The sequence below is a fragment of the Pseudomonas sp. NLJ1 genome (genome assembly GCF_049486705.1).
Classification (GTDB): Bacteria; Pseudomonadota; Gammaproteobacteria; order Pseudomonadales; family Pseudomonadaceae; genus Aquipseudomonas; species Aquipseudomonas inefficax.
On the sequence record NZ_CP137735.1, the window covers coordinates 1203735 to 1220481 of the forward strand.

Annotated in this window: 15 protein-coding genes; 7 read left to right on the forward strand and 8 right to left on the reverse strand. The window is 63.9% G+C overall.

What is annotated here, in order from left to right; genetic code table 11:
• The first annotated feature begins 161 nt into the window (after positions 1 to 161).
• Positions 162 to 1052, forward strand: coding sequence for a DMT family transporter (locus R9B85_RS05400; RefSeq protein ID WP_112253181.1), 891 nt, complete (start codon positions 162 to 164; stop codon positions 1050 to 1052).
• 1 nt (position 1053) lies between these two features.
• Here the strand turns inward: R9B85_RS05400 and R9B85_RS05405 are convergent, their stop codons facing one another.
• A complete protein-coding gene (locus R9B85_RS05405) occupies positions 1054 to 1335 on the reverse strand; it encodes a SelT/SelW/SelH family protein (RefSeq protein WP_112253182.1) in 282 nt (93 codons plus the stop codon).
• Positions 1336 to 1402: 67 nt separating this feature from the next.
• Between R9B85_RS05405 and R9B85_RS05410 the strand changes: the two genes are divergently transcribed.
• The gene (locus R9B85_RS05410) at positions 1403 to 3589 is read left to right on the forward strand and encodes a patatin-like phospholipase family protein (RefSeq protein WP_112253183.1); all 2187 of its coding nucleotides are present in this window, start codon (positions 1403 to 1405) and stop codon (positions 3587 to 3589) included.
• A 33-nt stretch (positions 3590 to 3622) separates the two neighbouring features.
• Here R9B85_RS05410 and R9B85_RS05415 read toward each other — a convergent pair whose 3' ends face one another.
• Positions 3623 to 4060 carry a MarR family transcriptional regulator gene (locus R9B85_RS05415; protein ID WP_013973685.1) on the reverse strand — a complete coding sequence of 146 codons (438 nt, stop codon included), beginning with the start codon at positions 4058 to 4060 and terminating at the stop codon, positions 3623 to 3625.
• Positions 4061 to 4210: 150 nt separating this feature from the next.
• Complete coding sequence (gene recQ, locus R9B85_RS05420; RefSeq protein ID WP_207876879.1) at positions 4211 to 6358, reverse strand: DNA helicase RecQ; 2148 nt, start codon at positions 6356 to 6358, stop codon at positions 4211 to 4213.
• Between the two features lie 246 nt (positions 6359 to 6604).
• Here recQ and R9B85_RS05425 point away from each other — a divergent pair, with 246 nt between their 5' ends.
• From R9B85_RS05425 to R9B85_RS05435, 3 genes are all read left to right on the forward strand, one after another.
• The gene (locus tag R9B85_RS05425; protein ID WP_112253185.1) at positions 6605 to 7192 is read left to right on the forward strand and encodes a YecA family protein; all 588 of its coding nucleotides are present in this window, start codon (positions 6605 to 6607) and stop codon (positions 7190 to 7192) included.
• Positions 7146 to 7565 (forward strand): YbaN family protein, encoded by a 420-nt coding sequence (locus tag R9B85_RS05430; protein WP_181457368.1) that lies wholly within the window; start codon positions 7146 to 7148, stop codon positions 7563 to 7565. The genes R9B85_RS05425 and R9B85_RS05430 overlap by 47 nt, the downstream gene beginning before the upstream one ends.
• Positions 7566 to 7875: 310 nt before the next feature.
• Positions 7876 to 9234, forward strand: a complete 1359-nt coding sequence (locus R9B85_RS05435) for a TolC family outer membrane protein (protein WP_112253187.1) — start codon at positions 7876 to 7878, stop codon at positions 9232 to 9234.
• A gap of 41 nt (positions 9235 to 9275) precedes the next feature.
• Here the strand turns inward: R9B85_RS05435 and R9B85_RS05440 are convergent, their stop codons facing one another.
• The 3 genes from R9B85_RS05440 to R9B85_RS05450 form a co-directional block, all read right to left on the reverse strand.
• Complete coding sequence (locus R9B85_RS05440; protein ID WP_112253188.1) at positions 9276 to 9875, reverse strand: tRNA-uridine aminocarboxypropyltransferase; 600 nt, start codon at positions 9873 to 9875, stop codon at positions 9276 to 9278.
• Positions 9876 to 10039: 164 nt separating this feature from the next.
• A complete protein-coding gene (locus R9B85_RS05445; RefSeq protein ID WP_207876884.1) occupies positions 10040 to 11605 on the reverse strand; it encodes a methyl-accepting chemotaxis protein in 1566 nt (521 codons plus the stop codon).
• 139 nt (positions 11606 to 11744) lie between these two features.
• Entirely contained in the window at positions 11745 to 12638 is an 894-nt protein-coding gene (locus tag R9B85_RS05450) for a LysR family transcriptional regulator (protein WP_112253190.1), read from the reverse strand.
• Between the two features lie 223 nt (positions 12639 to 12861).
• Here R9B85_RS05450 and speB point away from each other — a divergent pair, with 223 nt between their 5' ends.
• Together speB and R9B85_RS05460 are read left to right on the forward strand one after the other, a co-directional pair.
• On the forward strand, positions 12862 to 13812 hold the full coding sequence (speB, locus tag R9B85_RS05455) for an agmatinase (protein WP_133974558.1): 951 nt from the start codon (positions 12862 to 12864) through the stop codon (positions 13810 to 13812).
• A 132-nt stretch (positions 13813 to 13944) separates the two neighbouring features.
• Complete coding sequence (locus tag R9B85_RS05460) at positions 13945 to 15324, forward strand: sodium:solute symporter (RefSeq protein WP_112253191.1); 1380 nt, start codon at positions 13945 to 13947, stop codon at positions 15322 to 15324.
• Positions 15325 to 15512: 188 nt separating this feature from the next.
• On the opposite strand, the gene R9B85_RS05465 is transcribed toward R9B85_RS05460, so the two are convergent.
• Both R9B85_RS05465 and ptrR read right to left on the reverse strand, forming a co-directional pair.
• On the reverse strand, positions 15513 to 15641 hold the full coding sequence (locus tag R9B85_RS05465) for a PA1414 family protein (RefSeq protein WP_009683677.1): 129 nt from the start codon (positions 15639 to 15641) through the stop codon (positions 15513 to 15515).
• Between the two features lie 124 nt (positions 15642 to 15765).
• Positions 15766 to 16659: a putrescine utilization regulator PtrR gene (gene ptrR, locus R9B85_RS05470; protein ID WP_112253192.1), complete on the reverse strand. Its 894-nt coding sequence runs from the start codon at positions 16657 to 16659 to the stop codon at positions 15766 to 15768.
• Positions 16660 to 16747: the final 88 nt, after the last annotated feature.

Genomic DNA, 16747 nt, shown 5'->3' on the forward strand with positions numbered 1-16747 from the left:
TTTGCCTGTGCCTATACACTTTGCCTGTGCCGGCCCTTTCGCGGGTAAACCCGCTCCCACAGGTACTGCACAGGCTTCAAAAGCGGTGCAGTACCTGTGGGAGCGGGTTTACCCGCGAAGAGGCCGGCACAGCCAGCAGAGATCTTGAGCAAGGACCACCCATGAACCACCGTACCGCCCTCGGCGCCCTGCACATCGGCGCGCTGTTCTTCGGCCTTACCGGCGTCTTCGGCAAACTGGCCGCCAGCGCCAGCCCGGCGATCATCGTCTTCGGCCGCGCCGCCTTCGCCGTGCTCGCCCTGGCCCTGTTCGCCAGCCTGGCCGGGCCGGGCTGGCAACGCCTGAGCGGTCAGGACGCCCGCCGCCTGCTGCTCGGCGGCGTCCTGCTGGCCGGGCACTGGGTCAGCTTCTTCATCGCGGTAAAGGTTGCCGGCGTGGCCATCGCCACCCTCGGCTTCGCCAGCTTCCCGGCCTTTACCGTAATCCTCGAGGGCCTGCTGTTCCGCGAACGCATCCGCCGCAACGAGGCTTTGCTGGTGCTGCTGGTCAGCATCGGCCTGGTACTGGTCACGCCGGCATTCGACCTGGCCAGTGAAGCCACCGGTGGCCTGCTCTGGTCATTGCTGTCGGGGCTGCTGTTCTCCCTGCTGTCACTCACCAACCGCGCTGGCTCCGGCCGCCTGCCTGCGGTGCAGGCGGCACTGTGGCAGAACCTGGTGGTGGGCCTGTGCCTACTGCCGTTCGCGGCACCGGGCCTGGCTGGCGTAACCACCATGGACTGGCTGTGGATCGCCCTGCTCGGCATCTTCTGCACCGGCGTGGCACACAGCCTGTTCGTCGCCAGCCTGTCGGTGATCAAGGCGCGCACCGCCGCCGTGGTGTTCGGCATGGAGCCGGTCTATGGCATCGCCGTAGCCTGGGCGGTGTTCGCCGAAACCCCGACCCTGCGCATGCTGCTGGGCGGCGCACTGATCATCTTCGCCATCGTACTGTCCAGCCGCCTGGCCGCCGAACAACCGCCCAGGCAGCCATCACTGGCCGAGGGCGCCTGATTCAGCGGTCGTTGTGGCCCAGGCCACGCTGCGGGTCGATCTGGTCGCGAACCCGCTGCTTCAGTACCTTGGCCTCGGGGAAGCCACCATCGGCCTTGCGCTCCCAGACCTGCACGCCATTGCAGGTGATGCGGAAGATACCGCCGGTGCCAGGCTCCAGTGCCACGCGGCCAAGGTCGTCGGTAAAGGTGCTGAGCAGTTCCTGGGCCAGCCAGGCGGCACGCAGCAGCCATTGGCACTGGGTGCAATACGTGATGACGATTTCCGGTTTGCTGTCGGCCATGGTGGGGCATCTCCAGGTGAGGGGCCGCTTATACTAGCGGTCTTTAGCCCACGGTTTGAGACTCACGATGCGCCGTTTGCTGTTCTGTTTCCTGCTCACCTTCACCTCCCTCACGGCATTCGCCACCGAACCCGCCAGGCCCAAGGTTGGCCTGGTGCTGTCGGGGGGCGCGGCCCGTGGCCTGGCCCACATTGGTGTGCTCAAGGCCCTGGAGGAACAGGGTGTGCGCATCGACGCCATCGCCGGCACCAGCATGGGGGCCGTAGTCGGCGGCCTGTATGCCTCGGGCTACAGCGTCGAAGAGCTGGAAAAGCTCGCCACCACCCTCGACTGGCAACAGGCGCTGTCCGACGCCCCGCCGCGCAAGGACGTGCCGTTCCGGCGCAAGCAGGATGACCGCGACTTCCTGGTCAAGCAGAAGCTCAGTTTTCGCGACGACGGCAGCCTGGGCCTGCCGCTGGGCGTGATCCAGGGCCAGAACCTGGCGCTGCTGCTGGAAAGCAAGCTGGCGCACACCGCCGATACCCGTGACTTCGACAAGCTGCCCATCCCCTTCCGCGCCGTGGCCACCGATATCGCCAGTGGCGAAAAGGTGGTGTTCCGCCGTGGCCACCTGCCCCAGGTGATCCGCGCCAGCATGTCGATCCCCGCGGTGTTCGCCCCGGTCGAGCTGGACGGCCGGCTACTGGTGGACGGCGGCATGGTCGACAACATCCCGGTGGACGTCGCCCGTGAAATGGGTGTGGACCTGGCCATCGTGGTCGACATCGGCACCCCACTGCGTGACCGCAAGCAGCTGGCCACGGTGGTCGACGTGCTCAACCAGTCGATCACCCTGATGACCCGGCGCAACTCGGAAGAACAACTGGCCAGCCTGCACCGCGATGACATCCTCATCCAGCCACCGCTGACTGCCTTCGGCGTGACCGATTTTGGCCGCGCCCAAGAAATGATCGAGGCCGGCTACCGCGCCACCCGCCTGCTCGACCCGCGCCTTGCCGCCCTGCGCCAGCCCGAAGGTGACAGCAGTCTGGCCGTGGCCCGTTCGCCGCGCCAGCGCACGCCGACCATCACCGCGATCAGGATCGAGAACGACTCCAAGGTCAGCGACGAGGTCATCCGCTCGTACATTCGCCAACCGATCGATGCGCCGCTGGAGCTCGGCCGCCTGCAGACCGACATGGGCACGCTGTACGGCCTGGACTACTTCGACCGGGTGCAGTACCGCGTGGTGCACAAGGGCGACGACAACACCTTGGTGATCAATGCCCGTGGCCGACGCGGTGGCACCGACTACCTGCGCCTGGGCCTGAACCTGTCGGACGACCTGCGCGGCGACAGCGCCTTCAACCTGGGTGCCAGCTACCGGGTCAACGGCATCAACAGCCTCGGCGCCGAATGGCTGACCCGTGGCCAGATAGGCGACCAGCAGGAGCTGTACAGCGAGTTCTACCAGCCGCTGGACGTGGGCTCGCGCTATTTCATCGCACCGTATCTGGACTTCGGCTCGCAGAACATCGAAGCCACCCTGGACAACGACCCGGTGGCCGAGTACCGCCTGGAGCGTTACGGCTTTGGCCTGAACCTGGGGCGGCAGATCGGCACCAACGGTGAAGTGCGCCTGGGCGTGGGCAAGGCCTGGGGCGAAGCCGAGGTGCGCATCGGCGACCAGGACCTGCCCAAGGTCAGTTTCAACGAAGGTTTCTACGAGCTGAAGTACTCGTTCGACACCCTCGACAACGTGTACTTCCCGCATCGCGGCGAAGATATCGGCCTGACCTTGCGCAAGTATGACCAGTCGCTGGATTCCGACCAGGATTACCGGCAGTGGATGTTCAACCTGGACAAGGCCATCAGCAGCGGGCCGAACACCTTCGTGCTGGGCGGGCGCTACGGGCGCACGCTGGATGATACCGAGGTGGTGACTTCGAGCTTCGTGCTGGGTGGCGCGCGGGAGCTTTCAGGCTTCCGCCAGGACTCGGTATCGGGCCAGAACGTGAGCCTGATGCGCATGGTCTACTACCGCCGCCTGACGCCACGGGCCTACGTGCCGCTGGACTTCCCGCTGTACATCGGTGGGTCGCTGGAGCGAGGGCGGGCATGGAACAACGATAACGAGTTCGACAGTGGCTACATCAACGCGGCGAGCATCTTCCTGGGGCTGGAGACGCCGCTGGGGCCGTTGAACCTGAGCTACGGGGCCAACAGTGCGCATGAGCAGGCGGTGTACCTGAACCTGGGGCATACCTTCTGAATCCTGGGGCCGCCTTGCAGCCCCAATGGCCCCTCAGGATTTCTCCAGGTTGGCCAGGATCTTCGCATGCACCCGCATGCACACCTGCAATTCCGCTTCATCCACGCCAGTGAACAGCTCGACCCGCAACTGATTGGCAATCGTCTCGATCTGGTCGATCAGTGGCTTGGCCGGCGGGCACAGCACGATCTTCTTCGCCCGCCGGTCCTCCAGCACTGCCTGCCGGCGTACCAGCCCCTGCGCCTCCAGGCTGTCGAGCAGGCGCGCCAGGGTCGGGCCTTCGACGCCCACGCTCTGGGCCAGCTCACGCTGGGTCGGGGCCTCTTCGAAACGGGCCAGGTGCAGCAACACCAGCCAGCGCGCCTGGGACAGGTTGAGCCCGGCCAGGCGGCGGTCCAGCTCGGCACGCCAACCCCGGGACATCTGGGCCAGCTGCATGCCGAAGCGGTGTTGGTTGTCGGTCAGGGGCATAAGCAACTCATTGAACAGATCTAATTATTAGGCAGCTAATCATGCCCCGCCCCACGAGGCAAGGCTCGGGCGCCCTGGAATATCCGATAATCGTCAAAAAACATGACAAAGGTCAGCAGATGGCAGTTCTGCCTTCGAACCTGTCGCCACTTACAGCTCGAATTCGGCCGCCAGCGCAGCCCGCACGCAGTACAGCACGCCCTCCGGCACCCGTGCCCCGAACAGCGGCGCAATCGCCGACACTGGTGGCAACTCGCCCTCGCCATCGAGGAAGGCATCCTGCACCTCCATCATCAGGTCTTCCGGCAGGTCCAGGGCCTGTTCCAGGCTCAATTCCTGGCGGCCCAGCGCCTCGGCCAGCAGGCTGTAGACATTCTTCTCGCTACAGTTGAGCTGGCCGGCGATCTGCGCCGGAGTCATGCCGGCGCGGGCCAGGCTGACCAGTTCGTGGCGCAGGTCGAGCACCACTTTCGGTGCTTCGTCGGTGCCGCCGCTGTTGTTCAGCACCTCGAGGAAGGCCTGGCCATAACGCTCCAGCTTGCGCGCCCCCACGCCGCTGACCTGGGCCATGTCGCTGAGGCTGGCCGGCTGGCTGCGCAGCATCTCCAGCAGCGTCGAGTCGGGGAAGATGACATAGGGCGGCACACTGTGTTCCTCGGCCAGCTTGCGCCGCAGGGTACGCAGTGCTTCCCACAGCTCGCGCTCTTCGGCACGCACCAGTTGGCTGGCCGGGCTGCCGCCACTGGACGAAGAAGTCCTGGCGGTGGTCTGTGGCTTGAGGTCACGGCGCAGCTGCAGGGTCACCTCGCCACGCAACAGAGGCCGGCAGCTGTCGGACAGGCGCAGGCCACCGTAGCCTTCCAGGTCGATGTCAACCAGGCCGCGTGCCACCAGCTGACGGAACAGCGAACGCCACTCGACCTCGGCCAGCCCCTTGCCGACGCCAAACACCGAGAGTTTTTCGTGGCCGAAATTGCGCACCTTCTCGGTGTCCTTGCCCAGCAGCACATCGACCAGGTGACCGACACCGTAGCGCTGGCCAGTGCGGAACACCGCCGACAGCGCCTGGCGGGCCGGCTCGGTGGCGTCCCAGGTCTGTACCTGGTCGACACAGTTGTCACAGTGCCCGCACGGTTGCTCGAGCGTTTCGTCGAAATAGGCCAGCAGCGACTGGCGGCGGCAACGGGTTTCTTCGCACAGGGCCAGCATGGCGTCGAGCTTGTGCTGCTCGATGCGCTTGTGGCGCTCGTCACCTTCGGAGTTCTGCAGCATCTGCTTGAGCATGACCATGTCCTGCAGCCCGTAGGCCATCCAGGCATCGGACGGCAGCCCGTCACGGCCGGCGCGGCCAGTCTCCTGGTAGTACGCCTCGAGCGACTTGGGCAGGTCAAGGTGCGCTACAAAGCGCACGTTGGGCTTGTCGATACCCATGCCGAAGGCGATGGTGGCGACCATGATCAGCCCTTCCTCGTTGAGGAAGCGGTGCTGGTTGGCCGCACGCGTCTCGGCAGCCAGGCCGGCATGATACGGCAGCGCCGGGAAGCCCTGATCGCAGAGGAAGGCAGCGGTTTCGTCGACCTTCTTGCGGGACAGGCAATAGACGATGCCGGCGTTGCCGCGGCGCTCGCCGAGGAAGGCCATCAGCTGCTTGCGCGGCGCCTCCTTGGGCACGATGCGGTAGAAGATGTTGGGCCGGTCGAAACTCGACAGGAAGCGTTCGGCGCCTTGCAGGTGCAGGCGCTGGACGATCTCTTCGCGGGTGCGCATGTCGGCGGTGGCGGTCAGCGCGATGCGCGGCACATGCGGGAACAGCTCGGCCAACTGGCCCAGTTGCAGGTATTCGGGGCGGAAATCGTGGCCCCATTGCGACACGCAGTGGGCCTCGTCGATGGCGAACAGCGAGATATCCAGGTCGCGCAGGAAGTCGAGCATGCGCGGCTGCACCAGCCGCTCGGGGGCCAGGTACAGCATCTTCACTTCGCCACGGCGCAAGCGCCCGGCCAGGTCACGCTGCTGTTCCGGGGTCAGCGTGGAGTTCAGCGCGGCGGCCGGCACACCCAGTTCATCGAGCGTGGCGACCTGGTCGTCCATCAGCGCAATCAATGGCGAGACCACCACCGTCAGGCCCGGGCGCAGCAGCCCCGGCACCTGGAAACACAACGACTTGCCGCCGCCGGTGGGCATCAGCACCAGGGCATCGCCGCCATTGGCCACGCAGTCGATGATCGCTGCCTGGCGCCCGCGGAAACTGTCGTAGCCGAAGACGTCCTTGAGAACGCGCTGAGCCTGTTCGAGCATGTGCAACTCCACAAATCGCCGTACCATCCCGGATACAGGCTGGACGAAAAACCCGCCCCGCACACGCCAAATGCGTAAGCGGTTTTTGCCAGGCAGCCGGCAAAACCTGCCCCTGGATGAAAAATCGCGGAGTATACCGCAGCACCGCCCCGCGCAGGGCACCACTGCGATAGACGTTCCCTTTGCCCCGCCGCCGTCGCAAGGTGCTAGAATTCGTTATCGTTTATTCCCCAAGGTAGCCCTGTAATGTCCTTCGCCGAGCAACTGACCCGCCTGCAAGCCTTCCTCGACGCCGACGAGCTGCACGAAGAAGCTCTGGACTACGTCGCCGCCCACGGCTACCTCACCGCCCTGTCGATCAATGCAGAGGACGTGCCCGAGCGCGAGTGGATCGACGCCCTGTTCGCCGAAGAGCCGCACTACGCCAGCGACGCTCAGCGCACCGAGATCGAGGCCACCCTGGTGGCGCTCAAGGCGCACATCGCCCGCCAGCTGGCCAGCGACGACGAGTTCGAGCTGCCGTGCGACCTCGACCTGACCGACGAACCGGACGATTCCGACCTGCGCGGCTGGTGCATCGGCTTCATGGAAGGCGTATTCCTGCGTGAAGAGGCCTGGTTCGAGAACGCCGAGGAAGAAGTCAGCGAGATGCTGCTGCCGATCATGGTCGGCTCGGGCCTGTTCGACGAGCAGCCGGAGTTCGCCGACATCGCCAGCAACGCTGGCCTGCAGGACGACATGATCGTACAGATCCCCGAAGCGCTGACGGCGCTGTTCCTGCTGCTGCATGCCCCTGACGAAAAGCCGGCGCTGCTCAAGCCACGCCACCACTAAGTCGCCTGTGCGCTACCTGCTGCTGGCCACCGGCTGGCTCAGCGTCGCGTTGGGGGTGTTGGGGATATTCCTGCCGGTACTGCCCACCACCCCGTTCCTGCTGTTGGCGGCCGCCTGCTTTGCCCGCAGCTCGCCGCGCTTTCACCACTGGCTGGTCCATCACCCGAAGCTCGGGCCATGGATCCGGGACTACCTCAGTGGTGAAGGTATCCCCCTCAAGGGCAAGGTCTACGCCATCGGCCTGATGTGGGCCAGCATCGGCCTGTCGTGCTATCTGGTCCCCCTGTTCTGGGCGCGCACCTTCATGTTGGCCAGTGCCGTGCTGGTAAGCCTGTATATCCTCAGCCAGAAAACCCTGCGCAAGCCAAAGTGACAATATTTTGTCGCCAAATATCAACTTCGCCTAACTTTTATCCCACTTATCCGAAATAATTCTGGAACTCTGTGGAAGCCATGTATTACCTGGCTTACATGGATTTTTCCGCTGCCGGAATCTTGTTCTTTCGTAAGTTTGTTAGACAGTTTTTCTATTAAATGGCAATATGATATGAATAAATCTTCTTAGCTATCGCGATGAATGTACTTAGCTGTCTTATTAAAAACCTGCAACACTATATGTAATTTCTTTATCGTCATTTTTTTGGCGATCGGCAGGATCAATTCCAGGATCAGGGAGATGTACCATGCGCGTCTTGAACCCCATCACCAGTGCATTACTGTTGGCCCTGGCGAGTGCCAACGTACAGGCGATGTCGATCACCGAGGCTGTCCAGAGCGCCGTGGATTACCACCCGCAGGTCAGCTCCAATCGCAACAGCAAGCTGTCGGCTGATGAAGATGTGAAGTTTGCGCGTGGTGGCTACTACCCTACCGTGGATCTGGTCGCCGGCTATGGTCGCCAGCGTTCGGACAACACCACGACTCGTGCCGAGGGCAACCACAACAAGGAAACCCTCAACTACACCCAGTCCGAGCTGCGCCTGCGGCAGATGATCTTCGACGGCTTCAACACCTCGAATGAAGTAGGCCGCACCGAAGCGGTCTCCACCTCCCGCGCCTACTACACCCAGGCTGTTGCCCAGGATGTCGCGCTGCGTGCAGTCGAGGTGTACCTGGAAGTGCTCAAGCGCCGCGAGCTGGTGACCCTGGCCAGGAACAACCTGCAAGCCCACCTGCGGGTCAACGACCAGATCGGCCTGCGCAACGAGCGCGGCGTCGGCAGCACCGCCGACCTCGACCAGTCCCGCGCACGTCGCGCCCTGGCGGAAAACAACCTGGACACCGCCGAAGTCGACCTGGCCGATGCCGAGGCCAACTTCTTCAGCGTCGTCGGCCGTATGCCGGACGAGCTGGAAAGCCCACAATCGATCAAGGTGGAAATGCCGGCCGATCTCGAACAGGCGCGTGAAGGCATGCGCCAGAACAACCCTTATATCAAGTCGGCCCAGGCTGACGTGAATGCCGCCGAGAAACAGTACGAAGTGGCCAAGTCGACCTTCTATCCTCGCTTCGATGCCATCCTGGCCACAGGTGCCAACAACAACACCGGCGGCGAGAAAGGTCACAACAATAACGACTGGCAAGCCGGCGTCGAGATGAACTACAACCTGTTCCGCGGCGGCAGCGACAAGGCTCGCCTGAACTCCGACGCACACAAGGTCAACCAGGCCCTGGACATTCGCAACAACGCCCTGCGTGAGCTGACCGAGAACCTGAGCCTGGCGTGGAACGCCATGAACAATGCCAGCAAGCAGCTGCCGACTGCGCGTGAATACGCCGAGACCACCAAGCGCGTGCGCGCGGCTTACCAGGACCAGTTCGGCCTGGGCCAACGTACCCTGCTGGACGTACTGGACAGTGAGAACGAGCTGTACAACGCCGACCGCCGCTACACCGAGGTGCGTTACACCGAGGAGTTCTCGCGCTATCGCGTGCTGGCGACCATGGGCGAGCTGCTTAGCAAGCAACGTATTTCGCTGCCGCCGGAAGCGCTGGCTTCCACCGAAGTACGCACCGAGGCGCGCTTGCCTGACATGCGCTGATCAGGTTTGAGATTTTGGGGCCGCTTTGCGGCCCCCTGCCCTCACTCGCTACCATGGTTACGCTGGAACGTCTCCAAACCCATGGCCTTGATCTGGCCTTCTATCAACGCCTCGAACGGTGCCAGCAGCGCATCGAAACAGGCAGGCTGCTCCAACGCGTTCAACGCCCCCACCACGGCCTCGATAGTCGATAACGCCCCCGCCTGCGGCGCCTTGCGCAACCGGTAGCGTGAAGGCGCGACAGCCCCCAGCGTCACCCGCGGCAATGCTTCCAGCAACGGGTTCAGGTACAGCAGCTTGCGCGCCTTGCGCCAGGTGCCGTCGGGCACGATCAACAGCAAGGGTTGGTCGTCCGTCGCGCCATAGGCCAGCAACTCCTGGGCGTCATCGCCCGGGAACAGCAGGGCTGCCCGGTAACCAGGGGTCGCCAGCAATTCATTCAGGTCATCGAATACCTCGCCTACCCGCAACTCGGCGTTGTTCAGGCCAAGGGCGGCCAGGCGGGCGGTATTCAGGGCATGGGAGCTTTCACTGGGATGCTGCAGCAGGATGACGCGGGTGCGGCTGTCGAGTGCGGGGATCAGTGAGCATAGGCAATGGTCGAGCGGGCGCTGGCAGCGCTCGCAGCGGGGTCTGGGCATGGGGTTCTCCTTGGCGGGAACAGTTTGCCACAGAACCGGGGCCCGCTTTGCGGGCCTTTCGCCGGCAAGCCAGCTCCCACAGGATCACCACAGACCTGGGCCTTGTGCAACACCTGTGGGAGCTGGCTTGCCGGCGAAAGGGCTGCAAAGCAGCCCCTGCGATTTCAGCGGTTGAACCGCTCCGCCAGGCTATGCAGGTACTCCGCCATGCGCTCCAGGTCCTGGCTGATTTCCGCGCCCTGCCTGGCCTGCCCGGCACTCTGGTCGCACAGGTGGGCTATGCGCACGATCTGCTGGTTGATGTCCTCGGCCACATGGCTCTGCTGCTCCGATGCCGTCGCCATCTGCTGGCTCATGCCGGTGATGCGGCTGACCGCCTGGGCAATCCCGCTCAACGCTGCCTGCACCGCCTCGACACTGTGCACACTGTCCCGCGAGATCTGCTCGCCGCGGCTGGCGGTGCTCACCGCACGCTCTGCCCCGGCGCGCAACGAAGCAATGATCTGGTGGATCTCTTCGGTCGAAGCACGGGTGCGCTGGGCCAGTGATCGCACTTCGTCCGCCACCACGGCAAACCCGCGCCCCTGTTCGCCGGCACGCGCCGCCTCGATGGCCGCGTTGAGCGCCAGCAGGTTGGTCTGCTCGGCGATCGAGGTAATCACATCGACCACGCTGCCGATCGACTGAGTCTGCTCGGCAAGCGCATTGACGGCCTGGCCGATATCGTTGACCGCATTGCTCATGCTGCCCATGGCTTGCAAGCTCTGCATGGCCAGCTCGCTGCCCTGCTGCGCCAGCTGGTCGGCATCACCGGCTGCATGCGCCGTGCTCTGCACGTTATGGGTAACCTGCTGGATGGTCGCCGCCATCTGCGCGATGGCGGCGGCGGACTGGTCGGTCTCGTTGCGCTGGCGGTCGAGCATCTGTGCCTGGGCATCGGACAAGTCGGACGACTGCGCCGCCCGCGACTTCACCCCGACCCCTGCATCCACCAGGCGGGTCAGCGCCGTTTGCAGGCGCGCTTCCTCACTGATGATGGCCAGGTCGAGCTGGCCTTGCAGGCCCGGGTTATCGCTGTAGGTCAGCGCCACCAGCGGGCTGGTGAAGGCCTTGGGATGTTCGGCCAGCGTGCGGCGGACGGCCTGGTTCTGCCGGTGCTCGACCAGATACCAGGCCACCAGCAGGCTGGCCATCAACACCCCGAGCGCCGCGTAAGGCGCTAGCCACAGGTAGCCCGCTGCCGACACCAGGCCAGCACCGATCAATGGCCAACCGTGGCCCAGGCCATGCCCCAGGCGGGCCACCCACGGCACCGGTGCGCGGCCGGCCCGCAAGCGCGCGTACAGCGCCTCGGCACGGCGGATCTGCTCACGGGTGGGCACCGAGCGCACCGACTCGTAGCCACTGATGCGGCCCTGCTCGTAGATGGCCGTGACATAGGCGCTGACCCAGTAGTAATCGCCGTTCTTCGCTCGGTTCTTGACCACGCCCATCCAAGGTTTGCCTTGTTTGATGGTTTCCCACATGTGGCCGAACACGGCCGGTGGCATGTCCGGGTGGCGCACCAGGTTGTGGGGTTGGCCGACCAGTTCGTCGTAGGTGAACCCGCTGATCTCCACGAAAGCGTCGTTGCAGTAGGTGATGCGGCTGTTGAGGTCAGTGGTGGAAATCAGGCGTTGGTCGTTGGGAAAGGTTCTTTCGTGCTCAGTGACGGGCAAATTCATGCGCATCTTGGGCAATCCTTGCAGGATTAAAGGGAGGTAGTCAGCAGCACACGCTGATTTGATATATAGCAGGGCGCCATTATGTTGTCGGTCAGCGGCGCCAACAATTTAACGAGCACCGACGAAATACAGCATGTGCCGAACTTCAGCCCACGATGAGCTGGCTTTTGAGCAGGTCGCGGAAGGTCTGGATCAATGGCTCGCGACTGCGCCCGCGGCGAATGATCAGCGAAAACGGTGCCTGGTAGCCGAAGGTCGACGGCGACAGCACGCGCAAGTCGCCCTTGTCGACCCAGGCCTGGGCATAGTGCTCGGGCAGGTAGCCGATGTAGGCCCCGGACAGGATCAGGATCAACTGCGCCTCCATGCTCTCCACGGTTGCCGCGCTGTGCTTGAAACCATGCCGGGCCAGCTCGGCCTGGCTCCAGTAGCCACGCCCGACCATGCGCTGCTGGGTCACCACTTGCTCGGGAATGCGCCGCTCGGCATACAACGGGTGGCGGCTACTGCAGTAAAGCCAGTGCTGCTCACGGTACAGCGGCTGGTAGAGCAGCCCGCTCATGCGCGAGGAAAACGCCCCGATGGCCAGGTCCAGGCGGTTGTCCTGCACGCCCAGTTGCAGCTCGTAAGGGCTGGACACCGACAGGTGAAGATGCACCGCCGGGTGTTCCTGGCTATAGGCGCCGATGGCCTCGGCCAGCGGCAAGGCCCGGTCACCGACCGTGGAGTCGATCACCCCCAGGTTGAGGGTGCCGCGCAACTCGCCCTTGAGGGCGGCGGCATACTGTTCGAAACCGTCCAGCTCGGCCAGCAGGCGCAGGGTTTCCTGGTGGAACAGCTCGCCTTTGCTGGTCAGGCTGAACCCGCCACGGCCACGGTGGCACAGCACAATCCCCAGGGCGCCTTCCAGTTGGCTCATGTAGGTGCTGATGGCCGAGGTCGACAGGTTCAGTTCGCGCTGGGCATTGGCAAAGCCCTGGTGGCGCACCACGCTGACGAAGATGCGCAGCAGTTTCAGGTCGGGCAAGGTCGAGGCCATGGTGCAACGGTTCCGCAAGGGTATTTGCGCGCAGTCTAACCGCTCTGCGCCATTAGTTCAGAAATTCCTGAACTAAGTATTTGCCGGTAGCGATTTTTCCCCGGCACTACCTTCAGCAGACTTGGCCGAAATGTCCCTGCCCGCCAGCAAGACCAAACCTGAAAGGCGCGCGGCGGCACAGGTTCGAACAAACAGAACAATCGACCGACTGATGAGGCCCACCGTGGACAAGATCCTCCACCAACCACTGGGCGGCAACGAAATGCCGCGTTTCGGCGGCATCGCCACCATGCTCCGTCTCCCCCACCTGCAAAGTGCCCAAGGCCTGGACGCCGCCTTCATCGGCGTGCCACTGGATATCGGTACCTCGCTGCGCTCCGGCACCCGCTTCGGCCCGCGCCAGATCCGCGCCGAATCGGTGATGATCCGCCCGTACAACATGGCCACCGGGGCTGCACCGTTCGACTCGCTGTCGGTGGCCGACATCGGTGACGTGGCGATCAACACCTTCAACCTGCTGGACGCCGTGCGCATCATCGAAGAAGCGTATGACGAGGTCCTCGAGCACAACATCATTCCGCTGACCCTGGGTGGCGACCACACCATCACCCTGCCCATCCTGCGCGCGCTGCACAAGAAGCACGGCAAGATCGGCCTGGTGCACATCGACGCCCATGCCGACGTCAACGACCACATGTTCGGCGAGAAGATCGCCCACGGCACCACCTTCCGCCGCGCCGTGGAAGAAGGCCTGCTCGATTGCGACCGCGTGGTGCAGATTGGCCTGCGCGCCCAGGGCTACACCGCCGATGACTTCAACTGGAGCCGCCGCCAGGGCTTCCGTGTGGTCCAGGCCGAAGAGTGCTGGCACAAGTCGCTGGAACCGTTGATGGCCGAAGTGCGCGAAAAGGTCGGCGGTGGTCCGGTGTACCTGTCGTTCGACATCGATGGCATCGACCCGGCCTGGGCGCCCGGTACCGGCACCCCGGAAATCGGCGGCTTGACCACCATCCAGGCGATGGAGATCATTCGCGGCTGCCACGGCCTGGACCTGATCGGCTGTGACCTCGTCGAAGTCTCCCCGCCTTACGACACCACCGGCAACACCTCGCTGCTCGGTGCCAACCTGCTGTTCGAGATGCTCTGCGTGCTACCGGGCGTAGTGCGTCGCTAATACCGCTGTACCCCGGCAGGAGCCATATGGGAGGGCCACTGAGGCCCGCCAACACACGACATGACCGCCGGGCGCCGTGCAAACGCCCGGGTGGTCGATCTCGCCATAATAAAGATAATCGGGAGACCCCCAATGGCCTTGGACATCATTGTTGTAATGATCTATACCGCCGGCATGCTCGGGCTTGGCTGGTATGGCATGCGGCGCGCGAAAACCCACGAGGACTACCTGGTGGCCGGGCGCAACCTCGGCCCGGTCCTGTACATGGGCACCATGGCCACCACCGTGCTCGGTGGTGCTTCCACCGTCGGCACCGTGCGCCTGGGCTACGTCCACGGCATCTCCGGCTTCTGGCTGTGCGCAGCCCTGGGCCTGGGCATCATCGCCCTCAACCTGTTCCTCGCCAAACCCTTGCTGCGCCTGCGCATCTTCACCGTGACCCAGGTGCTGGAGCAGCGCTACAACCCGGCCGCACGCCAGGCCAGCGCCGTGATCATGCTGGCCTACGCACTGATGATCGGTGTCACCTCGACCCTGGCCATGGCCACCGTATTGCAGGTGCTGCTCGACCTGCCGTTCTGGGCCTCGCTGCTGCTGGGTGGTGGTGTGGTGGTGCTGTACTCGACCATTGGCGGCATGTGGTCGCTGACCCTGACCGACATCGTCCAGTTCGTGATCAAGACCGTCGGCCTGATGTTCATCCTGCTGCCAGTGTGCCTGTACAAGGCCGGTGGCTGGGACACCCTGGTGGCCAAGCTGCCGGCGGCCAGCTTCCAGCTGACTACCATTGGCTGGGACACCATCATCACCTACTTCCTGATCTACTTCTTCGGCATCCTCATCGGCCAGGACATCTGGCAGCGGGTATTCACTGCCCGTGACGAGAAGGTCTGCCAGCGCGCTGGCACCACCGCTGGTGTGTACTGCGTGCTGTACGGCCTGGCCTGCGCCGCGATCGGCATGGCCGCGCATGTGCTGATGCCCGACCTGGCCAACCCGAACAATGCCTTTGCCGAGATGATCAAGACCACCCTGCCCGATGGCATCCGTGGCCTGCTGATGGCAGCGGCGCTGGCCGCCATGATGTCCACCGCCAGCGCCGGCCTGCTGGCTGCGTCGACCACCCTGACCGAAGACCTGCTGCCCAAACTGCGTGGCGGCAAGGCGTCGAGCCTGGGCGTCAGCCGCCTGTTCACCCTGCTCACCGGCCTGGTGGTGCTGGGCATCGCCCTGGTGGTGAACGATGTGATCAATGCCCTGACCCTGGCCTACAACCTGCTGGTCGGCGGCATGCTGATCCCGCTGATCGGCGCGATTTTCTGGAAGCGCGCTACCACTGCCGGGGCTATCGCCAGCATGTCGCTGGGCTTCGCGACCGCGCTGCTGTTCATGTTCAAGGATGGGCTGGAGGCCAATACGCCGATCTACTACAGCCTGGCGGTTGGCCTGGTGAGTTTTGTTGTGGTCAGCCTGGTGTCGCGCAAGCCGGCGGCGGCGGTGAAACTGGCCTGACAGATCCGGGCTGCCTGTACTGGCCCTTTCGCGGGTAAACCCGCTCCCACAGGAATATCACAGGCCGAGTGCTGTGGGGGGACCTGTGGGAGCGGGTTTACCCGCGAAGAGGCCGGTACAGGCAACAGATTTTCATCAGGCACAAAAAGGCCGCTGCACCCACCCAGGTGCAGCGGCCTTTGTCTGTATCAGCGACGACGCGGTTGGCGTTTGCGCTGCTCTTCATCAGTCGGGATCGGCACCGGCTGCAAGGGTGGTGGAATCAGCCCCAAGGCGACAGCCAGGTCGTGGAGCCAGTTGGACAGTGGTTTATTCATAATGCCCCCTTGACGGGTCAGCCTCACGGCAATTCAATCCTGCGATGTTTCATACAGATCATAGCCCTATGTCCTGTATTACGCATGCCTCTACAGCTACAGATAAGGGCCATTTTGATACGGATCAAGCCGTACCGGCGCATTCCGACGACTGGTTAATCGTTTCGCTTTGTTGCAGGTCGATCCAGGCCTGCAAATTCGCCCCACGCATGCCCTGGCGCCACATCAACCAGGTGACCGCCTGATCGAATGGCGCCTGCAACGGATGGACCCTTACCTGATCGCGCCCGGGCAGGCTGTCGAGCATCGACCTGGCCATCATTGCCACGCCCGCGCCGGCGATCACGCAGGCCAGCATGCTCTGGTACGACTCGATCTCCATCACCCGGCCCATGGGCGTATGGGCATGGGCATACCAGGCCTCCAGGCGCATGCGGTACGAGCAGCCCTGGCGGAAAGTGAACACCGCCTTGCCCGCCACGTCCTTGGCAGTGTGCACCGCCGGGTGCTCGGGGCTGGTAATCAGCACCAGTTGCTCATCGCACAGCGGCACACCATCCAGCCCGGACAGGCTCGGCGGCCCGTCCACCAAGGCCGCGTCCAAAGTGTGGTTGAGCAGGCCTTCCAGCAGCTCGCCACTGGGCGCCGCACGCACCTGCAGGTTAACCGCCGGGTAGGCCTGGTGATAGCGCGCCAGCAACCTCGGCAAATGGGTCGCCGCGGTGCTGTACATGGTCCCCAGCACGAAGTCCCCGGCCGGTTGGCCACCGCGCACGGCGGCCAGTGCCTCGTCGCGCAAGGCAGACATGCGGTTGGCATAGTCCAGCAGCACCTTGCCCGCCGGCGACAGCTGCAGACGCTGGCGCTCGCGCAGGAACAGCTCGACACCCAGCTGTTCCTCGAGCTGGCGCAAGCGCGTCGACAGGTTCGACGGCACCCGATGCAGGCGCTCTGCGGCACGGGTGACCGAACCTTCCTCGGCCACGGCCTGGAAGATACGCAGTTGGCTGAACTCCACGGCATTCTCCAAAACAGAACAACTTGATCATCATTATTCAATTTTATTGAAAAAGAAACCGCCCTAACCTGCCAGCCATCGCTTACAT

What these genes read in the sequence shown, in the direction of transcription:
- R9B85_RS05410 (WP_112253183.1), top strand. Translation starts at nt 1,403, where the DNA reads ATGCGCCGTTTGCTGTTCTGTTTCCTGCTCACCTTCACCTCCCTCACG.
- R9B85_RS05465 (WP_009683677.1), bottom strand. Translation starts at nt 15,641, where the DNA reads ATGAATAAACCACTGTCCAACTGGCTCCACGACCTGGCTGTCGCCTTG.
- R9B85_RS05415 (WP_013973685.1), bottom strand. Translation starts at nt 4,060, where the DNA reads ATGCCCCTGACCGACAACCAACACCGCTTCGGCATGCAGCTGGCCCAG.
- recQ (WP_207876879.1), bottom strand. Translation starts at nt 6,358, where the DNA reads ATGCTCGAACAGGCTCAGCGCGTTCTCAAGGACGTCTTCGGCTACGAC.
- R9B85_RS05430 (WP_181457368.1), top strand. Translation starts at nt 7,146, where the DNA reads ATGCCCCTGACGAAAAGCCGGCGCTGCTCAAGCCACGCCACCACTAAG.
- R9B85_RS05400 (WP_112253181.1), top strand. Translation starts at nt 162, where the DNA reads ATGAACCACCGTACCGCCCTCGGCGCCCTGCACATCGGCGCGCTGTTC.
- R9B85_RS05450 (WP_112253190.1), bottom strand. Translation starts at nt 12,638, where the DNA reads ATGGCCTCGACCTTGCCCGACCTGAAACTGCTGCGCATCTTCGTCAGC.
- R9B85_RS05405 (WP_112253182.1), bottom strand. Translation starts at nt 1,335, where the DNA reads ATGGCCGACAGCAAACCGGAAATCGTCATCACGTATTGCACCCAGTGC.
- R9B85_RS05445 (WP_207876884.1), bottom strand. Translation starts at nt 11,605, where the DNA reads ATGCGCATGAATTTGCCCGTCACTGAGCACGAAAGAACCTTTCCCAAC.
- R9B85_RS05435 (WP_112253187.1), top strand. Translation starts at nt 7,876, where the DNA reads ATGCGCGTCTTGAACCCCATCACCAGTGCATTACTGTTGGCCCTGGCG.
- R9B85_RS05425 (WP_112253185.1), top strand. Translation starts at nt 6,605, where the DNA reads ATGTCCTTCGCCGAGCAACTGACCCGCCTGCAAGCCTTCCTCGACGCC.
- R9B85_RS05440 (WP_112253188.1), bottom strand. Translation starts at nt 9,875, where the DNA reads ATGCCCAGACCCCGCTGCGAGCGCTGCCAGCGCCCGCTCGACCATTGC.
- R9B85_RS05460 (WP_112253191.1), top strand. Translation starts at nt 13,945, where the DNA reads ATGGCCTTGGACATCATTGTTGTAATGATCTATACCGCCGGCATGCTC.